The organism is Hymenobacter swuensis DY53, from assembly GCF_000576555.1.
GTDB classification, from domain to species: Bacteria; Bacteroidota; Bacteroidia; order Cytophagales; family Hymenobacteraceae; genus Hymenobacter; species Hymenobacter swuensis.
The window spans coordinates 2,729,476-2,750,834 of sequence record NZ_CP007145.1; the positions used below are offsets into that span (position 1 = coordinate 2,729,476).

Annotated in this window: 15 protein-coding genes; 9 read left to right on the forward strand and 6 right to left on the reverse strand. The window is 62.5% G+C overall.

What is annotated here, in order from left to right:
* Positions 1-5 precede the first annotated feature (5 nt).
* Entirely contained in the window at positions 6-6,158 is a 6,153-nt protein-coding gene (locus HSW_RS13125; RefSeq protein ID WP_155832966.1) for a carboxypeptidase-like regulatory domain-containing protein, read from the reverse strand.
* 158 nt (positions 6,159-6,316) lie between these two features.
* Between HSW_RS13125 and HSW_RS13130 the strand changes: the two genes are divergently transcribed.
* A complete protein-coding gene (locus HSW_RS13130) occupies positions 6,317-6,595 on the forward strand; it encodes a hypothetical protein (protein ID WP_155832967.1) in 279 nt (92 codons plus the stop codon).
* A 290-nt stretch (positions 6,596-6,885) separates the two neighbouring features.
* On the opposite strand, the gene HSW_RS24960 is transcribed toward HSW_RS13130, so the two are convergent.
* Together HSW_RS24960 and HSW_RS13140 are read right to left on the reverse strand one after the other, a co-directional pair.
* Positions 6,886-7,014, reverse strand: a complete 129-nt coding sequence (locus HSW_RS24960; RefSeq protein ID WP_262489383.1) for a hypothetical protein — start codon at positions 7,012-7,014, stop codon at positions 6,886-6,888.
* A 90-nt stretch (positions 7,015-7,104) separates the two neighbouring features.
* Positions 7,105-8,181: a DNA polymerase beta superfamily protein gene (locus HSW_RS13140; protein WP_044002306.1), complete on the reverse strand. Its 1,077-nt coding sequence runs from the start codon at positions 8,179-8,181 to the stop codon at positions 7,105-7,107.
* A 220-nt stretch (positions 8,182-8,401) separates the two neighbouring features.
* Between HSW_RS13140 and HSW_RS13145 the strand changes: the two genes are divergently transcribed.
* Positions 8,402-8,881 (forward strand): GNAT family N-acetyltransferase, encoded by a 480-nt coding sequence (locus HSW_RS13145; protein WP_044002307.1) that lies wholly within the window; start codon positions 8,402-8,404, stop codon positions 8,879-8,881.
* A 98-nt stretch (positions 8,882-8,979) separates the two neighbouring features.
* On the opposite strand, the gene HSW_RS13150 is transcribed toward HSW_RS13145, so the two are convergent.
* A complete protein-coding gene (locus HSW_RS13150; protein ID WP_052346414.1) occupies positions 8,980-9,747 on the reverse strand; it encodes a nucleotidyltransferase domain-containing protein in 768 nt (255 codons plus the stop codon).
* A gap of 146 nt (positions 9,748-9,893) precedes the next feature.
* Here HSW_RS13150 and HSW_RS13155 point away from each other — a divergent pair, with 146 nt between their 5' ends.
* The 4 genes from HSW_RS13155 to HSW_RS22875 all read left to right on the forward strand — a co-directional run bounded on the left by HSW_RS13155 (position 9,894) and on the right by HSW_RS22875 (position 15,207).
* Positions 9,894-10,694: a hypothetical protein gene (locus tag HSW_RS13155; RefSeq protein ID WP_044002308.1), complete on the forward strand. Its 801-nt coding sequence runs from the start codon at positions 9,894-9,896 to the stop codon at positions 10,692-10,694.
* A 145-nt stretch (positions 10,695-10,839) separates the two neighbouring features.
* Positions 10,840-12,534 (forward strand): M28 family metallopeptidase, encoded by a 1,695-nt coding sequence (locus HSW_RS13160; RefSeq protein ID WP_044002309.1) that lies wholly within the window; start codon positions 10,840-10,842, stop codon positions 12,532-12,534.
* A 65-nt stretch (positions 12,535-12,599) separates the two neighbouring features.
* Positions 12,600-14,057, forward strand: coding sequence for an MBL fold metallo-hydrolase (locus HSW_RS13165; protein WP_155832968.1), 1,458 nt, complete (start codon positions 12,600-12,602; stop codon positions 14,055-14,057).
* Positions 14,058-14,166: 109 nt separating this feature from the next.
* Positions 14,167-15,207 carry a S41 family peptidase gene (locus HSW_RS22875; protein ID WP_081768404.1) on the forward strand — a complete coding sequence of 347 codons (1,041 nt, stop codon included), beginning with the start codon at positions 14,167-14,169 and terminating at the stop codon, positions 15,205-15,207.
* A gap of 157 nt (positions 15,208-15,364) precedes the next feature.
* Here HSW_RS22875 and HSW_RS13175 read toward each other — a convergent pair whose 3' ends face one another.
* Complete coding sequence (locus HSW_RS13175; protein WP_155832969.1) at positions 15,365-16,612, reverse strand: hypothetical protein; 1,248 nt, start codon at positions 16,610-16,612, stop codon at positions 15,365-15,367.
* A 20-nt stretch (positions 16,613-16,632) separates the two neighbouring features.
* Positions 16,633-19,299 (reverse strand): polynucleotide kinase-phosphatase, encoded by a 2,667-nt coding sequence (locus tag HSW_RS13180; protein WP_044002312.1) that lies wholly within the window; start codon positions 19,297-19,299, stop codon positions 16,633-16,635.
* Between the two features lie 47 nt (positions 19,300-19,346).
* On the opposite strand from HSW_RS13180, the gene HSW_RS13185 reads away from it, so the two are divergent.
* From HSW_RS13185 to HSW_RS13195, 3 genes are all read left to right on the forward strand, one after another.
* Positions 19,347-19,895: a hypothetical protein gene (locus tag HSW_RS13185; protein ID WP_044002313.1), complete on the forward strand. Its 549-nt coding sequence runs from the start codon at positions 19,347-19,349 to the stop codon at positions 19,893-19,895.
* Between the two features lie 7 nt (positions 19,896-19,902).
* Positions 19,903-20,343, forward strand: a complete 441-nt coding sequence (locus HSW_RS13190) for an SMI1/KNR4 family protein (RefSeq protein ID WP_155832970.1) — start codon at positions 19,903-19,905, stop codon at positions 20,341-20,343.
* A 98-nt stretch (positions 20,344-20,441) separates the two neighbouring features.
* Positions 20,442-21,338: a hypothetical protein gene (locus HSW_RS13195; protein ID WP_044002317.1), complete on the forward strand. Its 897-nt coding sequence runs from the start codon at positions 20,442-20,444 to the stop codon at positions 21,336-21,338.
* The last annotated feature ends 21 nt before the right edge of the window (positions 21,339-21,359 follow it).

Consider the following 21,359-nt stretch of genomic DNA (forward strand, 5'->3'; position numbering starts at 1 on the left):
CTCCTCTATTTCACTACCGCCTGCTTGCTGGCTGAGCGGCCGAAGCGGGTGGGGAAGTACATCAGCTCGGCTCTGGCGGGGTTGATGGTGTAGCGGCCCCGGTAACGAGGTTGCAGCGCTACCCGAAAGGTGTGGCGGCCCACCGGCAGCACATCCATAAAAATACCCACCTGATGGCGCAGGTATTCCCGGTGCACCTCGAAGGGGTTCCCGCTGACTTTATCCCCATAGGAGCAACCGGCCGGAACGGGCACCTCCAGCAGCACGTAGCGCGCCTCCGCTTTTACGTCCACGGTCACTTCCAGCTCGGCGGGCTGACCGGCTTTGAGCCCGATGCGGCCTCCCTCCTGCCCGGCCAGCCGGGTGCGCACCACAAACGGCGCGGCCACGGCCGTCGGCGCGGGGTTCCAGAACGACTGGTACGCCGTGGCGTACACCGGCAGCCCGCCCTGCTTGCGCAAGGTGAGCGAACTGGCGGCGGCAAACGTGGTATCGAACGGGAACCGGCTGACTTCCCGGCTCAGGCCCCCGCTGAGCTGCGCCCGGGCCGTGAGGCCGCCGCTGGCCGGCACCACCAGGTCGGGGCCGATGGTGGCCAGAATCCGGGCGGTTTCGTAGGTGCTGGCCCAATGGCCGCCAAAGCGGCGCTGCTGGAGCAGGTACGTCCGGATGTGGAGCAGCTCCCGCTCCTGTCCACCCTGGGCGCGCAGCAGCTGGTAAGCCAGTAGCGTACTGCCCAAGCGGTCGGGCAGCAGGTATCGAAAGAAGGTGCCGGGGCGCAGGGTATCGGCGAAGAACATGCCCCCCAACTCCGTGCGCAGGCGGTAGCGGCGCAACGTATCGAGCTGGTACGGCAGGCCCAGCTGCTGGCGGAGCCGGGTAAGGGCCAGGTACCGGTCGAGGGGCTGGCGGCCCCGCCGCTCCTGTTCCAGACGGCGCACAAGGGTCGGAAAATCGGGGCTGGCCCCGAGCTGGTGCAGCAGTTGCAGCAGCCGGATCCGGTCGTCTTCGGTGCGGAAATACCCCGTGGCAGCGCGGCCCAAGGACTGGCGCACGGCGGCGTCGGCAAAGGCTTCGTCCAGCTGCCCGAGCAGGTAGAGGCGCAGCGGGGCCTTATCGAGGGCCACCTTATATCCCTGCTCTTCGGCCTGCAATAGTGCCTCCACCACATGCACCGTAGCCCAGGCACTCACCGGCGAAGTCGGCCAGGTACCCCATAATTGCTCGGGCTGATGACGGCCACGCAGCAGGTGCCGGATGAGCCGCTCCACGTCACGGCCGCCCTTGAACGGCTGCTGCATTCCCGCCCGGATGCGCTGCTCCAGCAGCAGCCCTGTAAGTTTGGAGGCGGCCTGCTCGTTGCAGAGGTAAGCGTAGCCCTGCAGGTGGCGGATTTCATCGAGTAGCACCGGCTGCGGGTCGCTTTCCAGGCGCACCGTCACGGGCCCCAGGTCCGGACGGACAGCCAGGGTCAGCGTGGTGTCGGCGGCGGTGAGGATGGCGAAGGTGCCCACCCGCTCGCGGGTACCGGCGGGCAGCACCGGCAGCTGGCGCAGCTCCCCATCCTGGTAGCCGTTGGGCTGGAGCAGGCTGAAGCTCACCGCCACCGAGTCCGCATCGGTGGGAGCCGTGAAGGTTAGCGTATCGAGCACGGCCGTAACTACCCGGTGTTGGCGCGTGGTAGCCGGCCCCGCCCCCACCCGGAAGCTGGTGGTTACCTGGGCGGTATCGGGCAGGTAATTGAGCGTCTTGCCGATTACCTGGGGCCGGTCGCCCTGAATGAGGAAGCGCGGGGCGGCCAGCTCCCCCATCAGGGCTTTGAAGGAGCGGAGCTTCTGAGTGAAGGTGCCCGTGCGGGCGTGGTCATCAGAAGCCAGCACGAAGGTATCCCAACCGGTAATGTCATCGGGAATGATGACCTCGGTACGGGCCTCGCCTTGCTGGTCGGTGATGAGCGTGGGCCGCCACCAGCCCACGTCGGAAAAGCGCCGGCGCAGCGCCAGGCGCGGGTCGCGGCCGGAGGCAGCGGGCAATCCGTCGGGGCCCAGCGCCTCGGGCTGTCCGTTGAGGCCGGGCGCGGGGCGGCCGGCCACACCGTTTTTGGTGGTGATGATGAGTACGCCATTGGCCGCCCGGGAACCGTACATGGCCATAGCCGACGCGGCTTTGAGCACCTCTGCTTTGGCAATATTTTCGGGGTCTAATTCGGCCATTGAGCCGCTGTAGGGCAGTCCGTCCACAATCAGCAGGGCCTCCCCCATGCCGGTTGCGTTCCGGCTGCCGCGTAACGTAACGCGGGTACTGCCGTTGGGTAACGTCTGGATTGTGAGGCCCGCCACTTTGCCCATCAACCCCTGGGCCATACCAACTGAAGCCACCGCACCCGACACCTCCTGCCGCTTCTGGTTGCCGTAGCCAGTTACCACTACTTCACTGAGCTGCTTGGAATCGGTCGTCAGAGCCACATCCAGCACCTGGCTTCCCACCAGCTGCTCCATACTCATGTAGCCAATGGAGGAGAAGATCAGAACGCCACCGGCAGGTGGAGCCGAGATAGAAAAACTGCCATCCGAATTAGTGCTGACGCCGTGGGTGGTGCCTTTCAGCAGCACCGTCACGCCGGGCAGACCTTCCCCACTGGCGCGGTCCGTTACCTGGCCGCGCACCACCCGCCAGCCAGGCTGAGGAATGACGGGGTTGGCCACCGGAATTTCGCGACGGTCGTCCAACTGGGCTACCGGAGCCGGCTGTTCAGCCAGCAGCCGCGCCCGGATTTCGGCCTGAAAACGGCGGTAGTACGCTTGCCGCACCGGGCCCCGCGGATGCCAGTCCAGCGAATCGAGCTGTACATAGGTGGTGCCGTTGGCCTGTACGTGCAGGTCGGCGGCGGGCGCGAGAATAGAGCTGTCGGCCAGCAGCAGGGCCAGGCGGTAACGGCCGGGCGGCAGCGCGTGCAGCGGCGTGGGCAGGTAACGCAGCAGGCGGCTGAACTGCCGGTTGCCGGGCTGGGTGAGCAGCGTGTAGGCCACCGGCGGCAGCAGCGAGCGGCCCGTAACTCCCGACACGGGCAAACGCCCCTCCACCCGCCCCTGCCCGAGGGGCGTGCTACCGGGAGCGGGCAGCAGCGGCTCCCGGCGCGGAGGCTGGTAATAATTGGTAGCGGGGCGAGGCTGCAGATCGGCTTCGGTGAGGGCGAAATCCGCAAACGGCAGCACCGCAAACGCCACCGAAGCACCCAGGTTTCCGAATGCATCAGTGCCCGATACGCAGCGCATTTTCAGCAGGCCGGCCGCGAAAGTGTAGCGGTAGCCCGGTTCCCGCAGAAACTTCTGCCGCAGGCCATCGGAGCGGCGCAGCAGCACCGAATCGGGCCGAAAAGGGCCGCCGAGCAGCGTGAGGTTGTCCGAGCCGTAGGGGTAGCGGTACGGGCGGGGCGGACGGTTGGGCAGCTGCGGTAGCCCCGCCCCCAGGGCCTGGAGGCGGTTGCCTTGGCGCAACAGCACCCGCTCCTGGTAGCTACTGCGGTCCAGCAGCAGCAGGAAGCGCGCCAGCTCGGCCTGCTCGGCGGGCGTTACGGGGCCGCGCTTTTCCACCGTCAGCTCCCGGCAGGGCCGGTTCGGGTCGATGCTGAGCGTGAGCTTGTGCAGGTGCCGCAGGTACACGTCGCGGAGAGTGATGAGGCGGTCGGGCGTGCGGATGGCCACCGCGTGGTGGCCGCTGTCGGCCACCAAAGCAAAGGGCTCGTCGCCGTTGACGGCCGCCATGTACACCGGCAGACCATCCACGTACACGGCCACCGTAGGCTGCACCCGGCCCGAATCGACCACGAAGGGCGCGAACTGAGTGATACCGCCGGGAGCCGGCTGATAGTCGTAGAACGCGCCGAAATCGGGGTACAAAAACCGGTAGAACCGCAGCGAATCGAGCCCCAGACGCTGCCGCCACGCGCCCCAGGGCAAGGGCTGCCGCGCGGGCTCGGCGGCCTGGTTTTCAAACCCCGCTCCCAGCCCGAACCGCCGCACGGAAACACGCCCCAGTACGGTCGGCTCAAAATCAGGCAACTCCGGGGCCATTGGCGTTTCAAACCTGCTGGTGTGGGCGTAGGCCGTGAGGTCGGCGCGGGGCACGGGGCGGCCCGCGCCGTCGCGCACGGTGTAGCGCAACTGCACTTTCTGGCCCGGATATACCACCTCCGGCTGGTCGGCTTCAATGACTAACTGGTGCTGGGGCAGCGGCACGTTATATTCGGCCGTGCGCAGCTCCCCAGCCCAGTAATAGTGCACCGAGGCGTACCAGGTTTCGGGGCCGGGGGCAGGCAGCTGCAGGGCCAGCTCCGTGGCGTAGCCCCGCTGCACTAGCGCATTGCCCCGGTAGAGGTAGTACCAGAACCAGAGTCGGCGCGGGTTTTCTACGCGCAGCCGGATGGAGTCCGGCGTACGGTCGGAGCGCAGCAGCAGGGCGGCGTTATCGGCTGAGAGCAGCAGCTCAGCGGCGGGCAGCGGGCCGGCGGTGAGGCGGTAGCGGGTTGCGCGCGGATCCAGGAGCCGCCGTAGCGGCAGCGGTACCGTTTCGCGGGTAGTTGCTTCGCCCTTTTCGGGGGTGCTGGTGGTAATTTCCAAGGTAGCCGAGACGGGCCGCGACTGCCCCCCCGCCACGTAGCGGGCCACAACGGAATCCTGCTGCAGGGCCAGTTGCAGCTCTCCTTCTTCCAGCGCATACGCCACCGTGACGGCCTGGGTGCGGCGCTCATTGTCGCCGTTCAGGAATACGGCCTGCACCTGATAATTGAGGTTGGCGGCGGGCAGCGCCGTGGCGGGCAGGTTGAGGCGGGTTTCGCCGGTGGCATCCAAGGGTTGGGCTAGAGTCCAGAGGGTATCGGGCACGAATACCTGGCGGCCAGAGAAACGGCCCACGCCGGCGGGCGTCACGCTCAGGCGCACCCGCGCCTCCAGCAGGTTCAGCTCGTTGGCATCCTGTCCGCGCAGAAACAGGGCCTGCGTGGTACCGGCGCGGTGCGTAGTTTCGGCGGGCCGCAGGGTGTAGCGGGTGTTTTTCAGCTCGTAATCCTCCAGCCGAAAGCTACCTGAAGCCACCGTTTGACCGGGGCGGCCCGGCGGCGTGAGAGCTACCCGCACGGTCTGATCGGCGCGCAGGCCCAAGGTATCGAGCAGCGGCAGCGTGTACTCGTAGGAGCCGCTGGGGCCGGGCCGCAGCGTGGCCACGAAACGGGATTTACTATCCTGTTCGGCAGTGAGGCGCAGTTCCAGCGGGCGGCGATAGGGCCGGCCGTAGCGGTGCAGCACGCGAGCCTTCAGCTGCAGCGTGTCGCCCTGGGGGCGGTAGCGGGGCTTGCTCAGCACCAGGTAGGGCCGCCATTTTGCGCCACGCCGGCCGGCGCGGGCGTCCTGGCGCTGTTCCCGCACATCGGCACTGAAAGCGGAGCGCAACAGCCCGACGGGGCCAGTATGGGTGTAGGCCGCGTGGCGCAGCTGCCCGGCCAGCGTGCGGACCGGCCGGGTGAGGTAGCCCAGCGGAAAGCCAAACACCACCCGCTGGTACACCCGCCGCCAGGTCAGGACCTGCTGCCCTCGCACCCGCCGAGCCGGAAACGTCTGGGTTAGGGCGTGGTAGGTGGTGCGCCCGCCCTGCTCCACGGCCAGCAGCCCGGGCCGGCCGGCGCGGCCGGACAGGCGGTAGGTTTGGGTGGCGGCATCGAAAGGAATGGTGCGGCCACGGGGCAACACCAGCCGGGCATCGGGCAGCAGTTGGCCCAGCGAGTCGCGCAGCAGCAGCGTGAGGTCTACCTGGTTATCGAGCACCGTGAGCTGCCGGCCGGTGCGGGCGTGCAGCCAGAATACCAGCTGCGGACCTTCGGTGTGGACCACCAGGTAGTAGCCCGCCGGCAGATGGCTAAGTCGCGCCCGGCCCAGGCTGTCGGCGGTAGCCGTCGGAAACGAATCAACGGGCTGGGCGAAAAACTCCGGGCGGACGGCGCTCAGGTCGTGCTCGTAGAGGTGACGGGTCTGCGGATCGGTAAGTCGGAATACTTTGGTCAGATAACTTTGCTGACGGGCACTGGCCAGCCGCTGAGCCGGGGCGGAGAAGGCCCCTACCAACAGAATCAGGCACAAAAAAAACGGTCGTAAGAATGAAGACATAGGCCGGAAAGAATATGATTTCTACCCGTCTGATGCCGTTCTTCACCTTTTTCCACAATCCAACGCCGACTTTTTTTGCGTACTCTCCGTATTCTGGCCGAATACTTGCCGTTTGGAGTCCTAACTTCGCCTCCCGTTTTGCGGCTTACCTTCTTTTTATGCCTAGACTTCTTCTTGTTCTGTGGCTGGTGCTGATGGCACTGGCTGATGTAAGCCCGGCTCTGGCCCAGGGTGGCCCTGCGGCGCGTGCCAAAATGCGCGGCAAAGTGTACGTACACCGCCCCAACTACCGCACCTACAAAGGCCGCAGCAACAAAGTCCGCCGCAAACGGACGGTGCGTTACCGCCAGAAGTGGTTCCAGTTCTGGCGCCGTAAGAAGGCTAAATCCACCACGCCCCGCCGCTCCCGCAACCAGACGATTGGCAACAGCCAATAGTCCGCGTTCCGGCGGCCCAGTTACCGCTCTTCTCAACCTTTTGGGGTTGGGAAGAGCGGTTTTTTTGTAGCCGGACAGGTACCCGGGCCAGCCAACGCAATTTTAGTTACCGGAACAGAGTTATCCGACAGAATGCCAACCAGCACAGCCATGACTCGCTTCCTGCTTCTGCTTTTCGTATTGCTGCTACTCGGCGGCCCTGTTTTGACGGCCGAAGCGGGCCGGCCAACCCGCTACGCCCGAGCCAAGATGCGTGGCAAATTCTACACTCACCGGCCTTCTTACAAGCACTACAAAGGCCGGAAAGCCAGCAAAAAGCGGCTGGGGTTCTTCCACAAAAAAGCCCGCAGCCAGTCGTCGTACAGGGTAGGCAGCCACTCCACGCGGTAGTCGGCAGGCGCTACGCCATAACGTGTCATGCCGGGCGGAACACGGAATCTGGGACAACCTCTCGTGGATAACTTAGATTCTGCGCTCCACCCGGAATGATACGTTCTTTATTTGCGGTGCTATTTCTGCCCCGCGTACCACGACTGCCGCACCCGGATAAGGAGTTGCTCGGCGGCTTCCCGGTCGGGTGTTTCGGGTAAAGCAGACGTGGCAAAAGCAGCTTCTACCTGCGCTACCAGGGCATCGGCTTCGGTTATCAGCTGCTCGTACTCGAACTCGCCGCGGCGAATCTGGAGCAGGAAGTCCCGGTTGGGGCGGCGGACATGGAGGCGGCCGGTGGTGGCAATTTCCAGGGCCATGCCCAGCAGCCGGAATACGTGGAGCATATTTTTGGCGTCGTAGTTTTTGCCGTGCTGCACGGTGTTCTGGTACCGTTCGGGGTTGCGCTTCTGCTCCCACTCCTGGTACTCCCGAAACACGCGGCAGTAGGTGCTGTAGCCGTTACGGTTGAAGCTCAGATACGCTACCGGCGTCTCCCCCTTCGGCACGGCCGAGAGCAGCACGTCCTGGGAGGTTTCCGCGTCGCGCAGGAGGCCCCGGTAGCTGTGGCGGCGGGCGGGCGTTTCGTCCACGAACAGGGCGTACAAATCATTGAGGTGGTTCACGTTGGCCAGGCCGCACTGCGTAGGCAAGTAGCCGCGCCGTTCCAGCCAGGTGGCTACCGGCTGCGCGCCCGCACCCACCGTCACGTAGCAGAAATCCAGCACCGATTTGCGGGCGGGCGGCTCGGGGTGATTGATTTTCTTGTTGAGGCCCCGGGCCTTCCGGATCTGGGCCACGGCGTACTCGGCGAAGCTCTGGCGGCACAGCTGCGAGAGGAAATCCTCCACCCGAAACGCCTCGAACAGCGGGTGCCGGTACCGTACGCAGTCCTCGGGCGAGGCCAGCAGCTCCAGGGCCGTGGGGTTGCTCTTGAGCAGCAGTTCCACGAAGCGGCGCAGCTCGTAGTACACCTCATCGTTAGTATCATTGGCCACCTGGGGCACGTAGTCGAGGCCGTAGAACTCGGTTTCGGGCAGGATGAACACGCCTTTCAGGTCGGTGTCGGAGTGAGGCAAATCGGTACCGTAGGCGCGGCTGCCGCTCAGGGCCTCAAACAGAATCAGGCCGCGCTGGCGCAGGTCGTCGATGGTCATAGTAGAACGATTGTAGAGACGCGACCCTTCGCGTCTCGTCGTTGCTGAGGTTGTTTGGTTAGTTCGGCTCCGGTCGTTCTGGCGGAAGACGCGAAGGGTCACGTCTCTATAATCGTTTAATTAATCGTAATCGGTAACAAGCGGTGTGGTACTAGGTGTATTTTCTACTTTTGATCAGCGCCTCTTTTCACGCCTGACCACGGCCAAAACTAATTCCAACATGTCAAACCAGCAGGTAACGCTACGACCAACGGAGGTAGCTGATCTGGCTGTATTATTCCAGTTTCAACTGAATGAGGAGGCAGCGCATCTGGCGGCCTTTATGCCCAAAGACCATACCGACCAAACGGCCTACCTCGCCAAATACCGCCGCTTCCTACTCGACCCCACCATCCACATGCAGAGCATTCTGGTGGACGGCGTGCTGGCCGGCAGCATCGCCAAGTTCGAAATCGAAGGCGAGGCCGAAATTACGTATTGGCTGGACAGGCGCTACTGGGGCCGGGGCGTGGCTACCGCCGCGCTACGTGGCTTCCTGCAGCTGGAGCCGGCTCGTCCGCTCATTGGCCGGGTGGCCTTCGACAACTTCGGCTCGCAGAAAGTCCTCACCACCTGTGGCTTTCACAAAGTGGGCACTGATAAAGGATTTGCCAGTGCGCGCCAAGCCGAGATAGAGGAATTTATTTACCAGCTCTCCTGACCGGTTGCCCGTAGCGCGAAGCCTTGGTTCGCGTATCGTTGCAACTACCCATAATTGCCGTTCGACAGTATGCGAAGCAACGGCTTTGTGCTACAGCATCACGGTTGCGGCTGCAGCCACGCCCGAAACACGGCATCCAGCGCCGACGCTGGGTTGGGCTGATGCGGGACGGGCAATGTAGCGCGGGCGGCCTGGCTAGTGGTGTATTCCTGCTGTAGAAAGGCGACCAGCGCACCCGGGCGCGGCGCGGTGGTTTGCTCGTCGGCGGTGGCTTTTTGAGTCAGCAGCTCATCGACTACGCCATCCAAAGCCGCCGGCAGCAATTCCCGCAGCATAGCAAACTCCATCGGCGGCACTTGGTCAGGATGACGTTGAATCCAGCTGGCGGCCAGCGCCGAGCGCAGGGCGTAGAACAGTCGCTTGAGGCGCACCTGTTCGCCGGTCAGGTCCTCCACTACCCCACGCCGCAGCTGGCCCAGGTAGTGGTGCAGGCCGGCGCGCGGGTTCCAGCAGGCCGGCAGCAGCGGCCCCAGCGCCGCCCGAAGCCCGGCCGCCTCCCGATACACCACCGGCGACTGGAGCCACTCAAACAGCGCCGCGTTGGAGCCGCGCAGCAGCTTCAGAGCCTTCCGCAGCTCCCAGCCGGCCAGGTCCAGCTCCGCATCCACGGGAAAGTTGAGCGTGTCGGGGCCGTCGTCGAGGGTGAGGTACCAGTCGGCCGGATGGCTGTAGATGAAGCGCACATCATAGTCGGAATCCGGCGAGGGGAAGCCCCAGGCCCGGCTACCTGACTCGCAGGCATATAAGATGCGGATGTTGTGCTGGTCTTCGAGCTGGGTGAGGGCGGTTCGGATGCGGGCGTGCACGGGCAGAACGGGTAATGGAAGGCGAAACAGGTTTCAGCAGTGCAAGGTAAAGTGCCGGGCCACTGTTTCGATGCGTATGGCTACCTCATTCTGCCCACTATATTTGGCTGCCGCGCACCGCTTCGCTGGCTGTAACGCCTCATTCTGTGAACTACCGCATCCTTTTCTGGCTGCTGCCCGGCCTGCTCAGTGCCTGCACCCCCGATACTCCTGCTACCGAGCAGCCAACCCAGGACCCGGCGGCCGTGGGCACAGTGGAGGCGCCGACAGATGCAGCGGCCGATACGCTGGCTACTTTGCACTGGGAATCTGAGATGTGCACCTACACCGGGCGCTACGATACCCGCAAATACACCGCCCAGCAGCTCACCGACACCCACGACCTGCTCAGGGGCGGGCAGCTCTCCACCTCAGCTACCGTCTTCAGGCCCGAGGATATTGCGAAGCTGAGTGTAGATACGCTGGAAGCGGAGTACACCAAAGTGTTGGCTCATATCAAAGGGCTACAGCCCGTGCCGGACGCTCCGTGGCGGGAGTTAAAACGCCGCAAGCTCCAGGAAATCAACGACCAGTACCGTGCTACCAAGCTGACCATTCTGGGCTATGCCAACCCCAGCTTATTGGTAAACTCCACCTACCCGGCCGCGTGCAAAACCTACGTCAGGGGCCTGGCGGCCAATAACGACAGTATGATCATTGCCAGCTGGCAGCAGTTGGTACGGGAGCAGCAAAAAAACAACAGCATCCCGGAAAGCCTGCAGGAGCAGTTTCAGCAGGAAGCCACCGCGCCCAACTGGCACGAATACGCCCAGGTAGCGCTGATTAGCTTCGGCTGGTGGAACTGCGTGAACAAAACTATCCGGAGCGCAGAGCCAACCGAGAAAATGTACCGGCAGTACGAACAGCTATTTGTGCATGTGGAGTCGGAATGCGAGGACGTAGACTGATACTCCCTCTCTCTTAAATCAACCTTCTCCACAACTGCCTGCGCGGGTACCAATGGGTACTTGTTGTGAGGACTAGCGCGCACCGGACGGAAGTTCACCACGCAACTTCCGTTACCTTACTCTCCTGAATTAACCCTCTACTTTTATGGCACCGTCTCGCCTGCTTTCCGCTCCCCTCCTGCTCGGCCTGGCCCTGGCCGGCTGCCAATCGAAGCCCGCCGCCACCGAAACGGCCGCCACCGCTGCCCCGACCGCCGCGCCGGATACAGCTGACGCCATCAGCGCGGCCAGCATCAGTAAGTACCTGCAGGCGGTTTCTTCGGATGAGATGCTGGGTCGCAAGCCGTTTACGGCGGGCGAGCAGCGCAGCACGCAGTATCTGGCCGATGAGTTCAAGCGCCTTGGGTTGCAGCCCGGCCCGAACGGCACGTATTTCCAGCCGGTGCCGCTGGTGGAAATTACGGGTATGCCTTCCGCCACGCTGCAAATCAAGGGCAAAGGCCAGCCGCTGAACCTGGAGTACAAGACCGATTTCGTGGCCTTTACCCAGCGCGAGCAGCCCGAGGTGAAGGTGACCAACTCGCCACTGGTGTTTGCCGGCTACGGCGTAGTGGCCCCCGAGTACGGCTGGGACGACTACGCCGGCCTCGATGTGAAGGGCAAAACCGTGGTGGTGCTCGTTAACGACCCCGGCAACGCCGGCCAGGATTCCACCCTGTTCAAGGGCCGGGCCATGACCTACTACGGCCGCTGGACTTACAAATATGAGGAAGCCGCCCGCCACGGCGCCGCCGGCCTGCTCATCATCCACGACACCCAGCCGGCCGCTTACCCCTGGAGCGTGGTGCTAAGCGGAGCCACCAGCCCCAAGTTGCGCGCCCAGACCGCCAACAAAGGCGCCGACAAGTGCGCTCTGGAAGGTTGGCTGACTCTGGACGCGGCCAAAAAGCTGTTCCAGACCGCCGGCCTCAGCTACGACCAGCTCTACGCCGCCGCCAATACCCGCGGGTTCCGCCCCCGGCCGCTGGGCGGGCTCACACTCACGGCCAGCATCCAGAACAAGCTTCGCCGCCAGACCTCACGCAACGTGCTGGCCGTGCTGCCCGGCACCACCCGCCCCGATGAATACATCCTCTACTCGGCCCACTGGGACCATTTCGGGGTGGGCAAAGCCATTGCCGGCGACTCCATCTACAACGGGGCCGTGGACAATGGCACCGGCCTGGCCGCCCTGCTGAGCATTGCCGAAGCCTTCCAGAAAACCAAAGAGAAGCCCCAACGCAGCCTCGTGTTTCTGGCCGTGACCGGCGAAGAGCAGGGTTTGCTGGGCTCGGCCTACTACGCGCAGCACCCGCCCTTCCCGCTCAACAAAACCGTGGCCGACCTAAACATGGATATGCTCTGGCCCTACGGCCCGATGAAGGACCTGACGGTTATCGGCTACGGACAGTCGGAACTGGAGGACTACGCCCGCGCCGCCGCCAAGGAGCAAAATCGCTACCTGCTGCCCGACCAGACGCCCGAAACCGGCATGTTCTACCGCTCCGACCACTTCAGCTTTGCCCACGTGGGCGTGCCCTCGCTCTACGCCAGCGGCGGTTTCGAGAGCCGCACCGGCGGCAAGGCCACCATCGCCCAGCAGCGCCAGAACTACACCGCCACCATGTACCACAAGCCCGCCGACCAGTTCGACCCCAGCTGGGACCTCTCGGGCATTGCCCAAGACGCCCAACTCTACTTCCGCGTCGGCCAGCGCCTGGCCAGTGAAACCACGTTCCCCAAGTGGCGCGAAGGCTCGGAGTTCAAGGGCGCGCGGAACAATAGCATGGGTGGGAAGTAAGCCCTGGGGCCGGCTATTTACCGACCATGTTCTCTCTACTTTATCAGGATAATTAGTTAGGTACTATGCGGATTTTCTCTTCTCTGTTGCTCATCATCTGGCTATTGCTTCCGAGCGAAGTACAAGCCAAGCCCAAGGATTATCTGCAAAGATGCTGGAACCAACAGGGGAAAGACTTGGACGCTGGCTACCTGACGCTCAGGTATCAGGAAACGAGCCACGAGCTGGAACATAGCCAATACCCGTGGCAGCAAACCCGCTACGACAAGAAGGGAGTGGCATGGCTCAATGTCAGTAACTTCCTCAAGCAGGATACACTCACGCAAGACAGCAAAACCTACTATTCGAAAAGCCAGCTTAGCCCCGCCGAATTGCTGCTGCTGGACTACGGCGACAAAGAGCTACTGGCCGTTACGCCCGCCATGTTTGCTGGCTACGTTCTTACCACGGCCCGCTACTCACCCGCGCTGCTACTCCACTATTTCGTGCAGCATCCCACCGCCGTAACGAAGTCAACTGACCAGGATTTTGCAGTGTACAAGGCCCCCGTTGCCGACGGGAGGGTAACGCTGTTCATCCGCAAAGCCGACGGCCTGCTGGACCACACTACCGTGCTGCAAGCCGATGAGTTATTTGGCGACGTGCTGACCACGTATACATACCAGAACTACGCCAGCACCGGCAAAGTCCGGTACCCAACCACTATCGGCATCAGCAAACTCAACGGCCGGATTCAGGATGAAGTGAGCGTGTTGGCGGCTGTTATTGCGCCAGTGGCAGCGCCCGTCCTGAACCGTCCCGATGGCTATCAGATGCGGGCGGCCAGCTCTTCTGTACCGCCCATAGCAGTTCAGAAATACAGCCCGCAGTTACACTTCCTAGAGTTGAAGCATACCGACGACCGGGTGTTAGTGGTGGAATTCAACGACTTTCTGGTGGTAGCCGAAGCCCCGCTTACCAGTGAAAACGGGGAAGCCATTCTGGCCGAAACCCGCCGCATTGCGCCCGGCAAACCCGTTCGGTATTTCGTCTTCGGTCATTATCATCCGCACTACCTGGGCGGCCTGCGCCCCTTCGTTCGGCATGGCGCCACCATCCTCTGCGGCCCCGGTAGCGCCGACTACGTCCGCACACTCGCCAGCGCCCCGCGCACGCTACGCCCCGACAGTCTGCAGCTACACCCGCGCCCGTTGCAGGTGGAAGAAGTGACGAGCAGCAAAACTATCACCGATGGTCAGTTTGAGATGCAGATTCATTTCATCGGGGCTAAATCGGCGCACACCAACGATTACCTGGTGTACTACTTCCCGAGCGAGAAGCTGCTTTTTGAAGACGACCTAGTGTGGATCAAACGCACGGGACCCGCTCAGAAACCCAGCGCCCGTCAGGCCGGCCTCTATCAGGCCGTCAAGTCCCTGAACCTGGATGTAAAGACCGTGGTGCAGTCGTGGCCCGTAGCCGACTATGGCGTCAAGACCATCATCCCGTTTTCGGATATCGAGCAGGCCATGCAAGTAAAGTAGTGGCGCGGTGGTCAGCTTCTGGGCGCCGCCGCAACTACGAGCGTTATTTACCCCAGCATAAAGTACCCTCCCCAACCAACCCTACCGGCCGAATCCGCATCTTCCCGGCATGAAAAGACTATTGCTCGTGACCTTATGCGCGGCGGCTTCCTCCGGAGCCCGCGCCCAAACTACCCCGGCCCCACTCCCCGATTCCGTACAAGCCTTCCTCGATAAGAGCCTGATGCTGCTGGAAACGCACTCTTTGGAGCGCAACGCCGTGAACTGGCCGCAACTGCGCCAGGTGGTGCAGCAGAAAGCCCAGGGCGCGCAGTTGGTGCGGGATTTGCTGCCCATCTACCCCTATGTATTCGAGCAGCTCCGGGACGACCACGGCTGGCTGACCTATAAGGGCAAAACCTACAAGTGGCGCAACCCCGCCCGCCCCGCCTACGCCAACACCGCCGTAAAAGCGGCGCTGGCCCAAAAGCCCGGTCTGGTTATCCGGATGCTGCCCGGCCGCGTCGGCTACGTGCAGCTGCCGGGCATCAACGCCGGGGGCAGCCTGCAGGCCATGCGCGACGCGGCCCTGGTGGTGCAGGATTCTTTGTGCCGCGTCAACCCCGACCGAGCGCGGGCCTGGATTATCGACCTGCGCCTGAACGACGGCGGTGCCATGGCCCCCATGCTGGCCGGCCTCGCCCCCATCATCGGCGACGGTCACCTGGGCGGCTTCGTGGACAAAGACGGCAAGCCCGACCAGCAGTGGTACCTCCGCCAGGGCAATTTCTACATGGATACGATGCGGGTCACGACGCTGCAAAACCGCTGCCCCGTGCGCCGCACCGATAAGCCCGTGGCCGTACTGCTCAGCGGCATGACGGCCAGCTCGGGCGAAATCGTGGCCATCAGTTTGCGGGGCCGCCCCGCCACCCGCTCGTTCGGGGAGCCCACCTACGGCGCCACCACCGCCAACGAAAGCTACCGCATCAGCGGCAGCAGCTACCTCACCATTGCCGGCATGCAGGAAACCGACCGCAACAAAGTAGTCTACAAAACCATCCTCACCCCCGACGTCCTCATCCCCGGCGGCGACAACTTCACGGACCTCGGCCAGGACGCCAAAGTAGCCGCAGCGCTGAAGTGGCTGAAGAAGCAGAAAAGTCGGTAGCACGTTGCCGGCTGACGATTAGAGCAGCTTCGGAGGTAGTAGCGCGAGCTTTGTAGTTCGCGTCCCCGCGCCATCTGGATGATTTCGTTCCGGGGCGCGAACTACAAAGTTCGCGCTACTGCCTCCGAAAGCAGCTTTAAAAAGCCATTTGCCCGGATCATTCTACTTCCTGCACTGCCTCCACGGAATCAGCAAGCGGTAAGGTGCTGTCGGAAGTGGCTGTTGCTGGATCAGTAGGGTACTCTTGTAAAACTGCTTCGCGGCTCCAGTTGATTTTGATGGCCTGCTTGCCGGTGAACAGCAGGCAGGACGTTTCGCCCTCTTCGCTGGAATCCATGTTTACCAGCGTGACACCCGCATCGTAGGCCGTCGTGACCGGGTTATGGGCGAACAGATTATCGTGAAACAGCGGGTCAACGGCGTAGAAAGTCCCGTTTTGCCAGGTGGCCAGGAAAGCCGTGCTACGCCAGTTTACCAGGTACAGCAGCTGCTCGTTCAAACGAAAGCCCGCTAACAGCAGCAGATTCTGGTAGTCGAACAGGGTCTTGCCGCGGCTTAGCTTGGCCCCTTGAGTTCGGGCAAAATCCCGGTCCTGCGGCCTGGTTTGGCCGACCCAGCGCGTCAGCTGAGTTGGATTGTCAATCTGCTGCGCATCCGCCGAGCCCACCATGTGCGCCAATGATGAGAGCACGAGATATTTACCATCCTGCTTCACAACCGCAGCGGGGCAGGTTGCTTCGGCCAGGTAATAGGTTTGTTGCTGCTTGTCGTAGAAGTAGACTTCTCCGCCCCACTCGCCATTACAGTGGCCACAGACGATGTAGCGGGCATCTTCGAACAGCTTGGGCTGCCTGCTGAGCGGCATCGGGCAGGTGTAGGGCTGCCAGCCTTTTTCTTCGGAGAAGGCCAGGTAGCGGCCACTGGATAAGGCAACCAGCTGCCCGTTCAGCACCCAGTGATACGTGAAGCTCCGGGTATTCAACTGCTTCTCCAACAGCTGATTCCTGGCCATATCCGGCAGCCGGTAACAGGCAAAGCGGCCCGGCTCAAACAGGACAATTAGGTTGCCCCGATAAACCACCGAAAACGACAACGGGTAAGGAGCCGCCGCAAACGGATTGCGCAACACCACTTGCCTTTTACGCAGGCTCAACGGCTTGTCCGCTAACGCAACGGAGAAGTCAGTCGGATCTTGCCGCTCATAGACCAATGGCAGCGCGGGCGGAGCTTCCTCGTTCCGCAACTGCAGCCGCTGAAACCGCTTCAGCAGCTTCCGCAATTCCGGCGGCGCGGCGTACTGTTCATTGCGGAGCGCAATTCCCATTGGGGAAAAGTACGCATACGCCCCTGCCGCCAGGACAAGCACTAGCCCCAGCAGACCCAGTAGCGACAGTAGCTTTTTCATAGTCCGCAGTAAAGAACACTCTACAACCGCGGGTCCACGGCTTCGCTTTCCAGCGCCAGCACGCCGAATACGCACTGGTGCACTTCGCGCAGCGGGGCACCGGCCACGAACCGTTCCAGGCCTTCCACGCCGAGGGTAAATTCGCGCAGGGCGAGGTTGCGCTTGGATTTCACGTTTCGCTCGCGCAGGCGCTCCAGATTGCCGGGTAGCAGGTAGTCGGGGCCGTAGATGATGCGTAGGTACTCACGGCCCCGGCACTTGAGGGCGGGCTGCACCAGCGTTTTGCGGCCACCGGGGATGAAGTCGTAGGGCTTCACCACCATGCCTTCGCCGCCAGCCGCCGTGAGGTCCAGCCACCACTGGGTGGCGGCTTCCACGTCGGCAATGTCCTGGAGGTGCACCACGCGGTAGGGCGTGGCCCGCAGCAGGCCTTCATCGGCGAGGCAGATGCCGCGCAGGGTTTCCATGTGCCAGGCGTGGTCCTTGTCGAAGTAGGTGCGGCCCTCGGTGGCGAGCAGGTGGAACGGGGCCAGGCGCAGATCAGCGAGGCTTTCCACGGGCCAGCAGTAGCGGCGGTAGGCGTCGGCGTAGTGCTGGGCGGCCGACTGGCGGGCGGTGGTGCGGGCCAGCAGCGCCTCCACCCCGTCGAGGCCGCGGGCGGCGGCCTGGGTGAGGACGGCCGCCGCTTCGGGCAGGGCGGCGGTGGCCGCCGCGGCTACCGCGGCGTACTGGTTCTTGATCAGCTCCTGGGCCTTGGCCGACCACGGCAGCAGCTCGGCATCCAGGCAAACCCAATCGGTGCTGAACCGCTTCCAGAAGTTACTGGCCGTGAGGGCGTCCTGCAGGCGCGCGAGGAAGGCGGCTTCCAGCGCAGCATCAGTGAAGAAGTTGCGGCCGGTGCGGGTGTACACCTTGCCCGGCCCCTCGCCTACCACCCCGAAGCGGCGGCGCGCGGCGTCCTCACTGCGAGCCACCACCACCACCACGCGACTGCCCATGTGTTTTTCCTCGCACACCACCCGCTCCAGCCCCTGGCGGCGGAAGTAGTCGAAGGCTTCGGCCGGGTGCTCCAGCATATCCGGCAGCGCCGAGGTTTCCGACGGGCTCATGGTGGGCGGCAGGTACAGCAGCCACTTCGGATTCAGGGCAAACCGGCTCATCACCTCCAGCGCCGCCGCCGCGTTTTCCTCCCGAATGGTGACCGACGGCAACAGCCGCGTCTTAATGATCTGCTTGCCCAGCACATCCTGCAAATCCAGCAGGTCGTCGTGGGCTTGCTGGGCGGAAAGTTGCGTGGTCTGTTGTTGGTTGTCCGTTGTCAGCCCGTCCTGGTTATCGGCTATGCCTTCACCAGCAACTGACAACTGATTTCTGACAACTGACAATGGCCGGACCGGCTCGCAGTATACCCGCTGGGCGGGCACGGATACCAGCTCCCGCTCGGGGTAGCGCAGGGCGGTGAGGCGGCCACCGAAGACGCAGCCGGTATCAATATCGATGGTGTTGTTGAGCCACTCGGGGTCGGGCACGGGCGTGTGGCCGTATACCACGGTGGCCCGACCGCGGTACTCCGAGGCCCAGTTGTAGCGCACCGGCAGCCCGAATTCGTCGATTTCGCCGGTGGTTTCGCCGAACAGCGCGAAGGCCCGCACGGCGCCCGAGCCGCGGCCCTGCATTTCCTCGCGCATGCCCGCGTGGGCCACCACCAGCTTGCCCCCATCGAGCACGTAGTGGCTCACCAGCCCATCCAGAAACTGCCGCACCTGGCTTTTGAACGTGTCGGATTCCAGGGCCAGCTGCTGCACCGTTTCGGCGAAACCGTGCTTTTCGTTGACCTGCTTGCCGTTGAGGTAGCGCAGTAGCTTGATGTCGTGGTTGCCGGGCACGCACAGCGCCAGCCCGTCGCGCACCATGCTCATCACCAGCCGCAGCACCTGCGGTGAGGCCGGCCCACGGTCCACCAAATCGCCCAGAAACAGGGCCCGGCGGCCGGCCGGAGCCGTTACGCGCACGCCCAAATCCCGCACGTCCGTTACGGGCTCGGTTTCCACCGCGTAGCCCAGCTCCGCGAGCAACGTCAGCAGCTCGTCGTAGCAGCCGTGCACGTCGCCGATGATGTCGAAGGGGCCTGTTTCCTGCTTGCGGTTGCTGTAGAGCGGGTCGCACTGCACGGTTTGTACCGCGTCGATTTCCTCGGGGCCGCGCAAATGGTACACGTGGCGGAAGCCCTCCTGCTTAAGCGACTTCAGACTACGGCGCAGCTGCTGGCGCTGGTTCGGGATGACGTGGCGGCCCAGGTGCTGCCGCTCGGCGCGCTGGCGGTTGCGGTCCTCGGCCAGGCGGTCGGGCACGTCGAGGACGACGGCGGTGGGCAGCACGTGGTAGTCGCGGGCCAGCTGCACGAGGGTTTTGCGGGCTTCGGGCTGCACGTTGGTGGCGTCCACCACCGTCAGCAAACCGCGCTTCAGGCGCAGCCCCACCATATAGTGCAGCAACGCAAACGCCTCGGGCGTGGCCGACTGGTCGTTTTCATCATCCGCCACCAATGCCCGGCACTGGTCCGACGACACAATTTCGGTGTCCTGAAACAGCCGCCGCGCAAACGTGGATTTGCCCGCCCCGGAGGTACCGATGAGCAGGACGAGCGAGAGTTCGGGAAGCTTGAGGGAGGTAATAGGCTGGGGCATCAGAGATAAAACGCTTTATATTTAGCCGTAATGAATATGCTACAGCTATGAAAATCGACCAGCGGCTCAATACCCTCACGTATCAGGAGTACAACAACTTGCTGAGTCAGCGCCAAAAGTACACCGACCTAAATACTCTCGGACTATTCCGCTCCATACTTGAGAACGAAAAGCTCGACCTGCTGCAGAAAATAGCCATTCGCGACCAGGCTATGGCAGCATTTCACAAAACCTTCGGGTTTCTTCAGCTCAAAGACCCAGTGACTTATTTTGAGTTAACGACACTGGGGCAGCAGCTTACCGTAGCCGATGAGGCCCAGCGCTGGGCGGATATCCGAGCTAACCAGCGGAAAATTCTGAGCGACAAAAAGCTGCGTCACCGCAACTTTGGTACTTACTCCAAGCATATTTGCTGGGATGACACCTGCCCGCTGAACGGCGTGATGCTACAACAGGACCGCAATAAGCGTGCAGTGCGGCCCATGTCGTTCTGCTTTGATAAAAACCAACATACGGTCCGACTGAAGGCAATAGCCCGCAAGCAGGACCGCAAGTTCTTCAGGCAATCGACGCTCAGTCAATTTGATGAGAAGTAAGGCGTGCATGACTATTCAGCAACTCATAGCAACCCTCAAAGCAGATCTGCCGCAGACAGATATGACGCTGTACCCGTCCGCCAGCGCACAACTGATGCAGCAACTCGAGGCAGCGTTAGGCGTAGTCCTTCCTTCTGACTTTCGGGAGTTTTACGTCTTTTGCAATGGGTTTGAATCAGCTGAATTTCTGTTCCATGTCACTCCAATTGAGGAAGTTATCCATTTCAAAGACTACCGGCCTCATCAATTCCTCTTTGCCGAGTATGGAGCTTGCGTTGATTTTTGGATGGTGAAAATACTACCGGAGAGCAGCGGCTACCGGATTTTGAGCCAGGGTCCAGATGGAGAAATGGTCTTTCTTACCGATTCGCTGGCTTTATTCATTTACCGGTTCTTACAGGGCGGCGTTTTTAAATTGATTGACTGGGCGTCTGAGCTTACCGACTGACTACTGGTAGAAGCGCCAATGCGTACTATTGATGCCTGACAAGCACCCTCCTACCGCGCGTGATGCGGAATTTCCCCACTACCCAAGTTTTCTGCTCAATGCTCAATGCTATAGCCAAGCTCGATGTATCGGCCCATGAGAGCACACACGCACTGCTACTGTACGATTACCAGCACCAGCGTCAGGAAGAATGGCCGGAGTTTGCGGGCTACCAGGTGCTTGATATTGCAAACAACGGCGCATTGCTGGTAGTGGCCAGATCCTGCGTGCAGCGGGGCGCGAGCAAGAAAGAACTGTTGGTAGTTAGTCGCCCCGAGCGCAACATCGCATTTGCCACGAGCAAATATTATGTGTACGACGCCAAGCTTGATACCACCGCGCAAAAGCTCCTGGTGGTAGCGCAGGGTAAGAAGCCCTTTTGCCTTGATTTGCCTTCTCAGCATATCATCGGCGAGATGCCCGCTACCATTCGCACGTTCAGGGGCGACGCGCACCTACCCACCAATACCTTCTACGCCCCGAGCGAGCTAAAGAAAAACAAGCTATACCTACTTAATTTCGACACGGGCAGCATCACCGAAGCGACGCTGCCCGTCAACACTGGTATTACCCGGCTGCGTTTCTCGCGCGACCAGCAATTCTTGTACTGCGTTACCCAAAGCAACGTCCTCTGGTGCTTCGATAGTGAGTTGAATTTCCGCTGGCAAACCGACTGTAAAGCCCTCGGTAAAAAGGACGGGAATATTTCCGCCGCCGGCATATTCCTGTCGGAGGACGGCCGCCTGCTGTGCTTACCCGTTAGCGCCACCGAACGCAACAACTGGGGCGAGGAATACGTGTTCGACGCCGCTACCGGCGAATTGCTGCGGCGGTTAGCTAACTATCCGCACAGAGGACGGGTAGCGGCCGCCTTCTTTGGTTCCGAAGTGCTGCTGCACGGCGGCCACACCTTAAGCCTGGAATCCGGCCACGTTTCGGGGCAACCCGCGTGGTAGTCCCTCCCCCCGTCCTTCAGC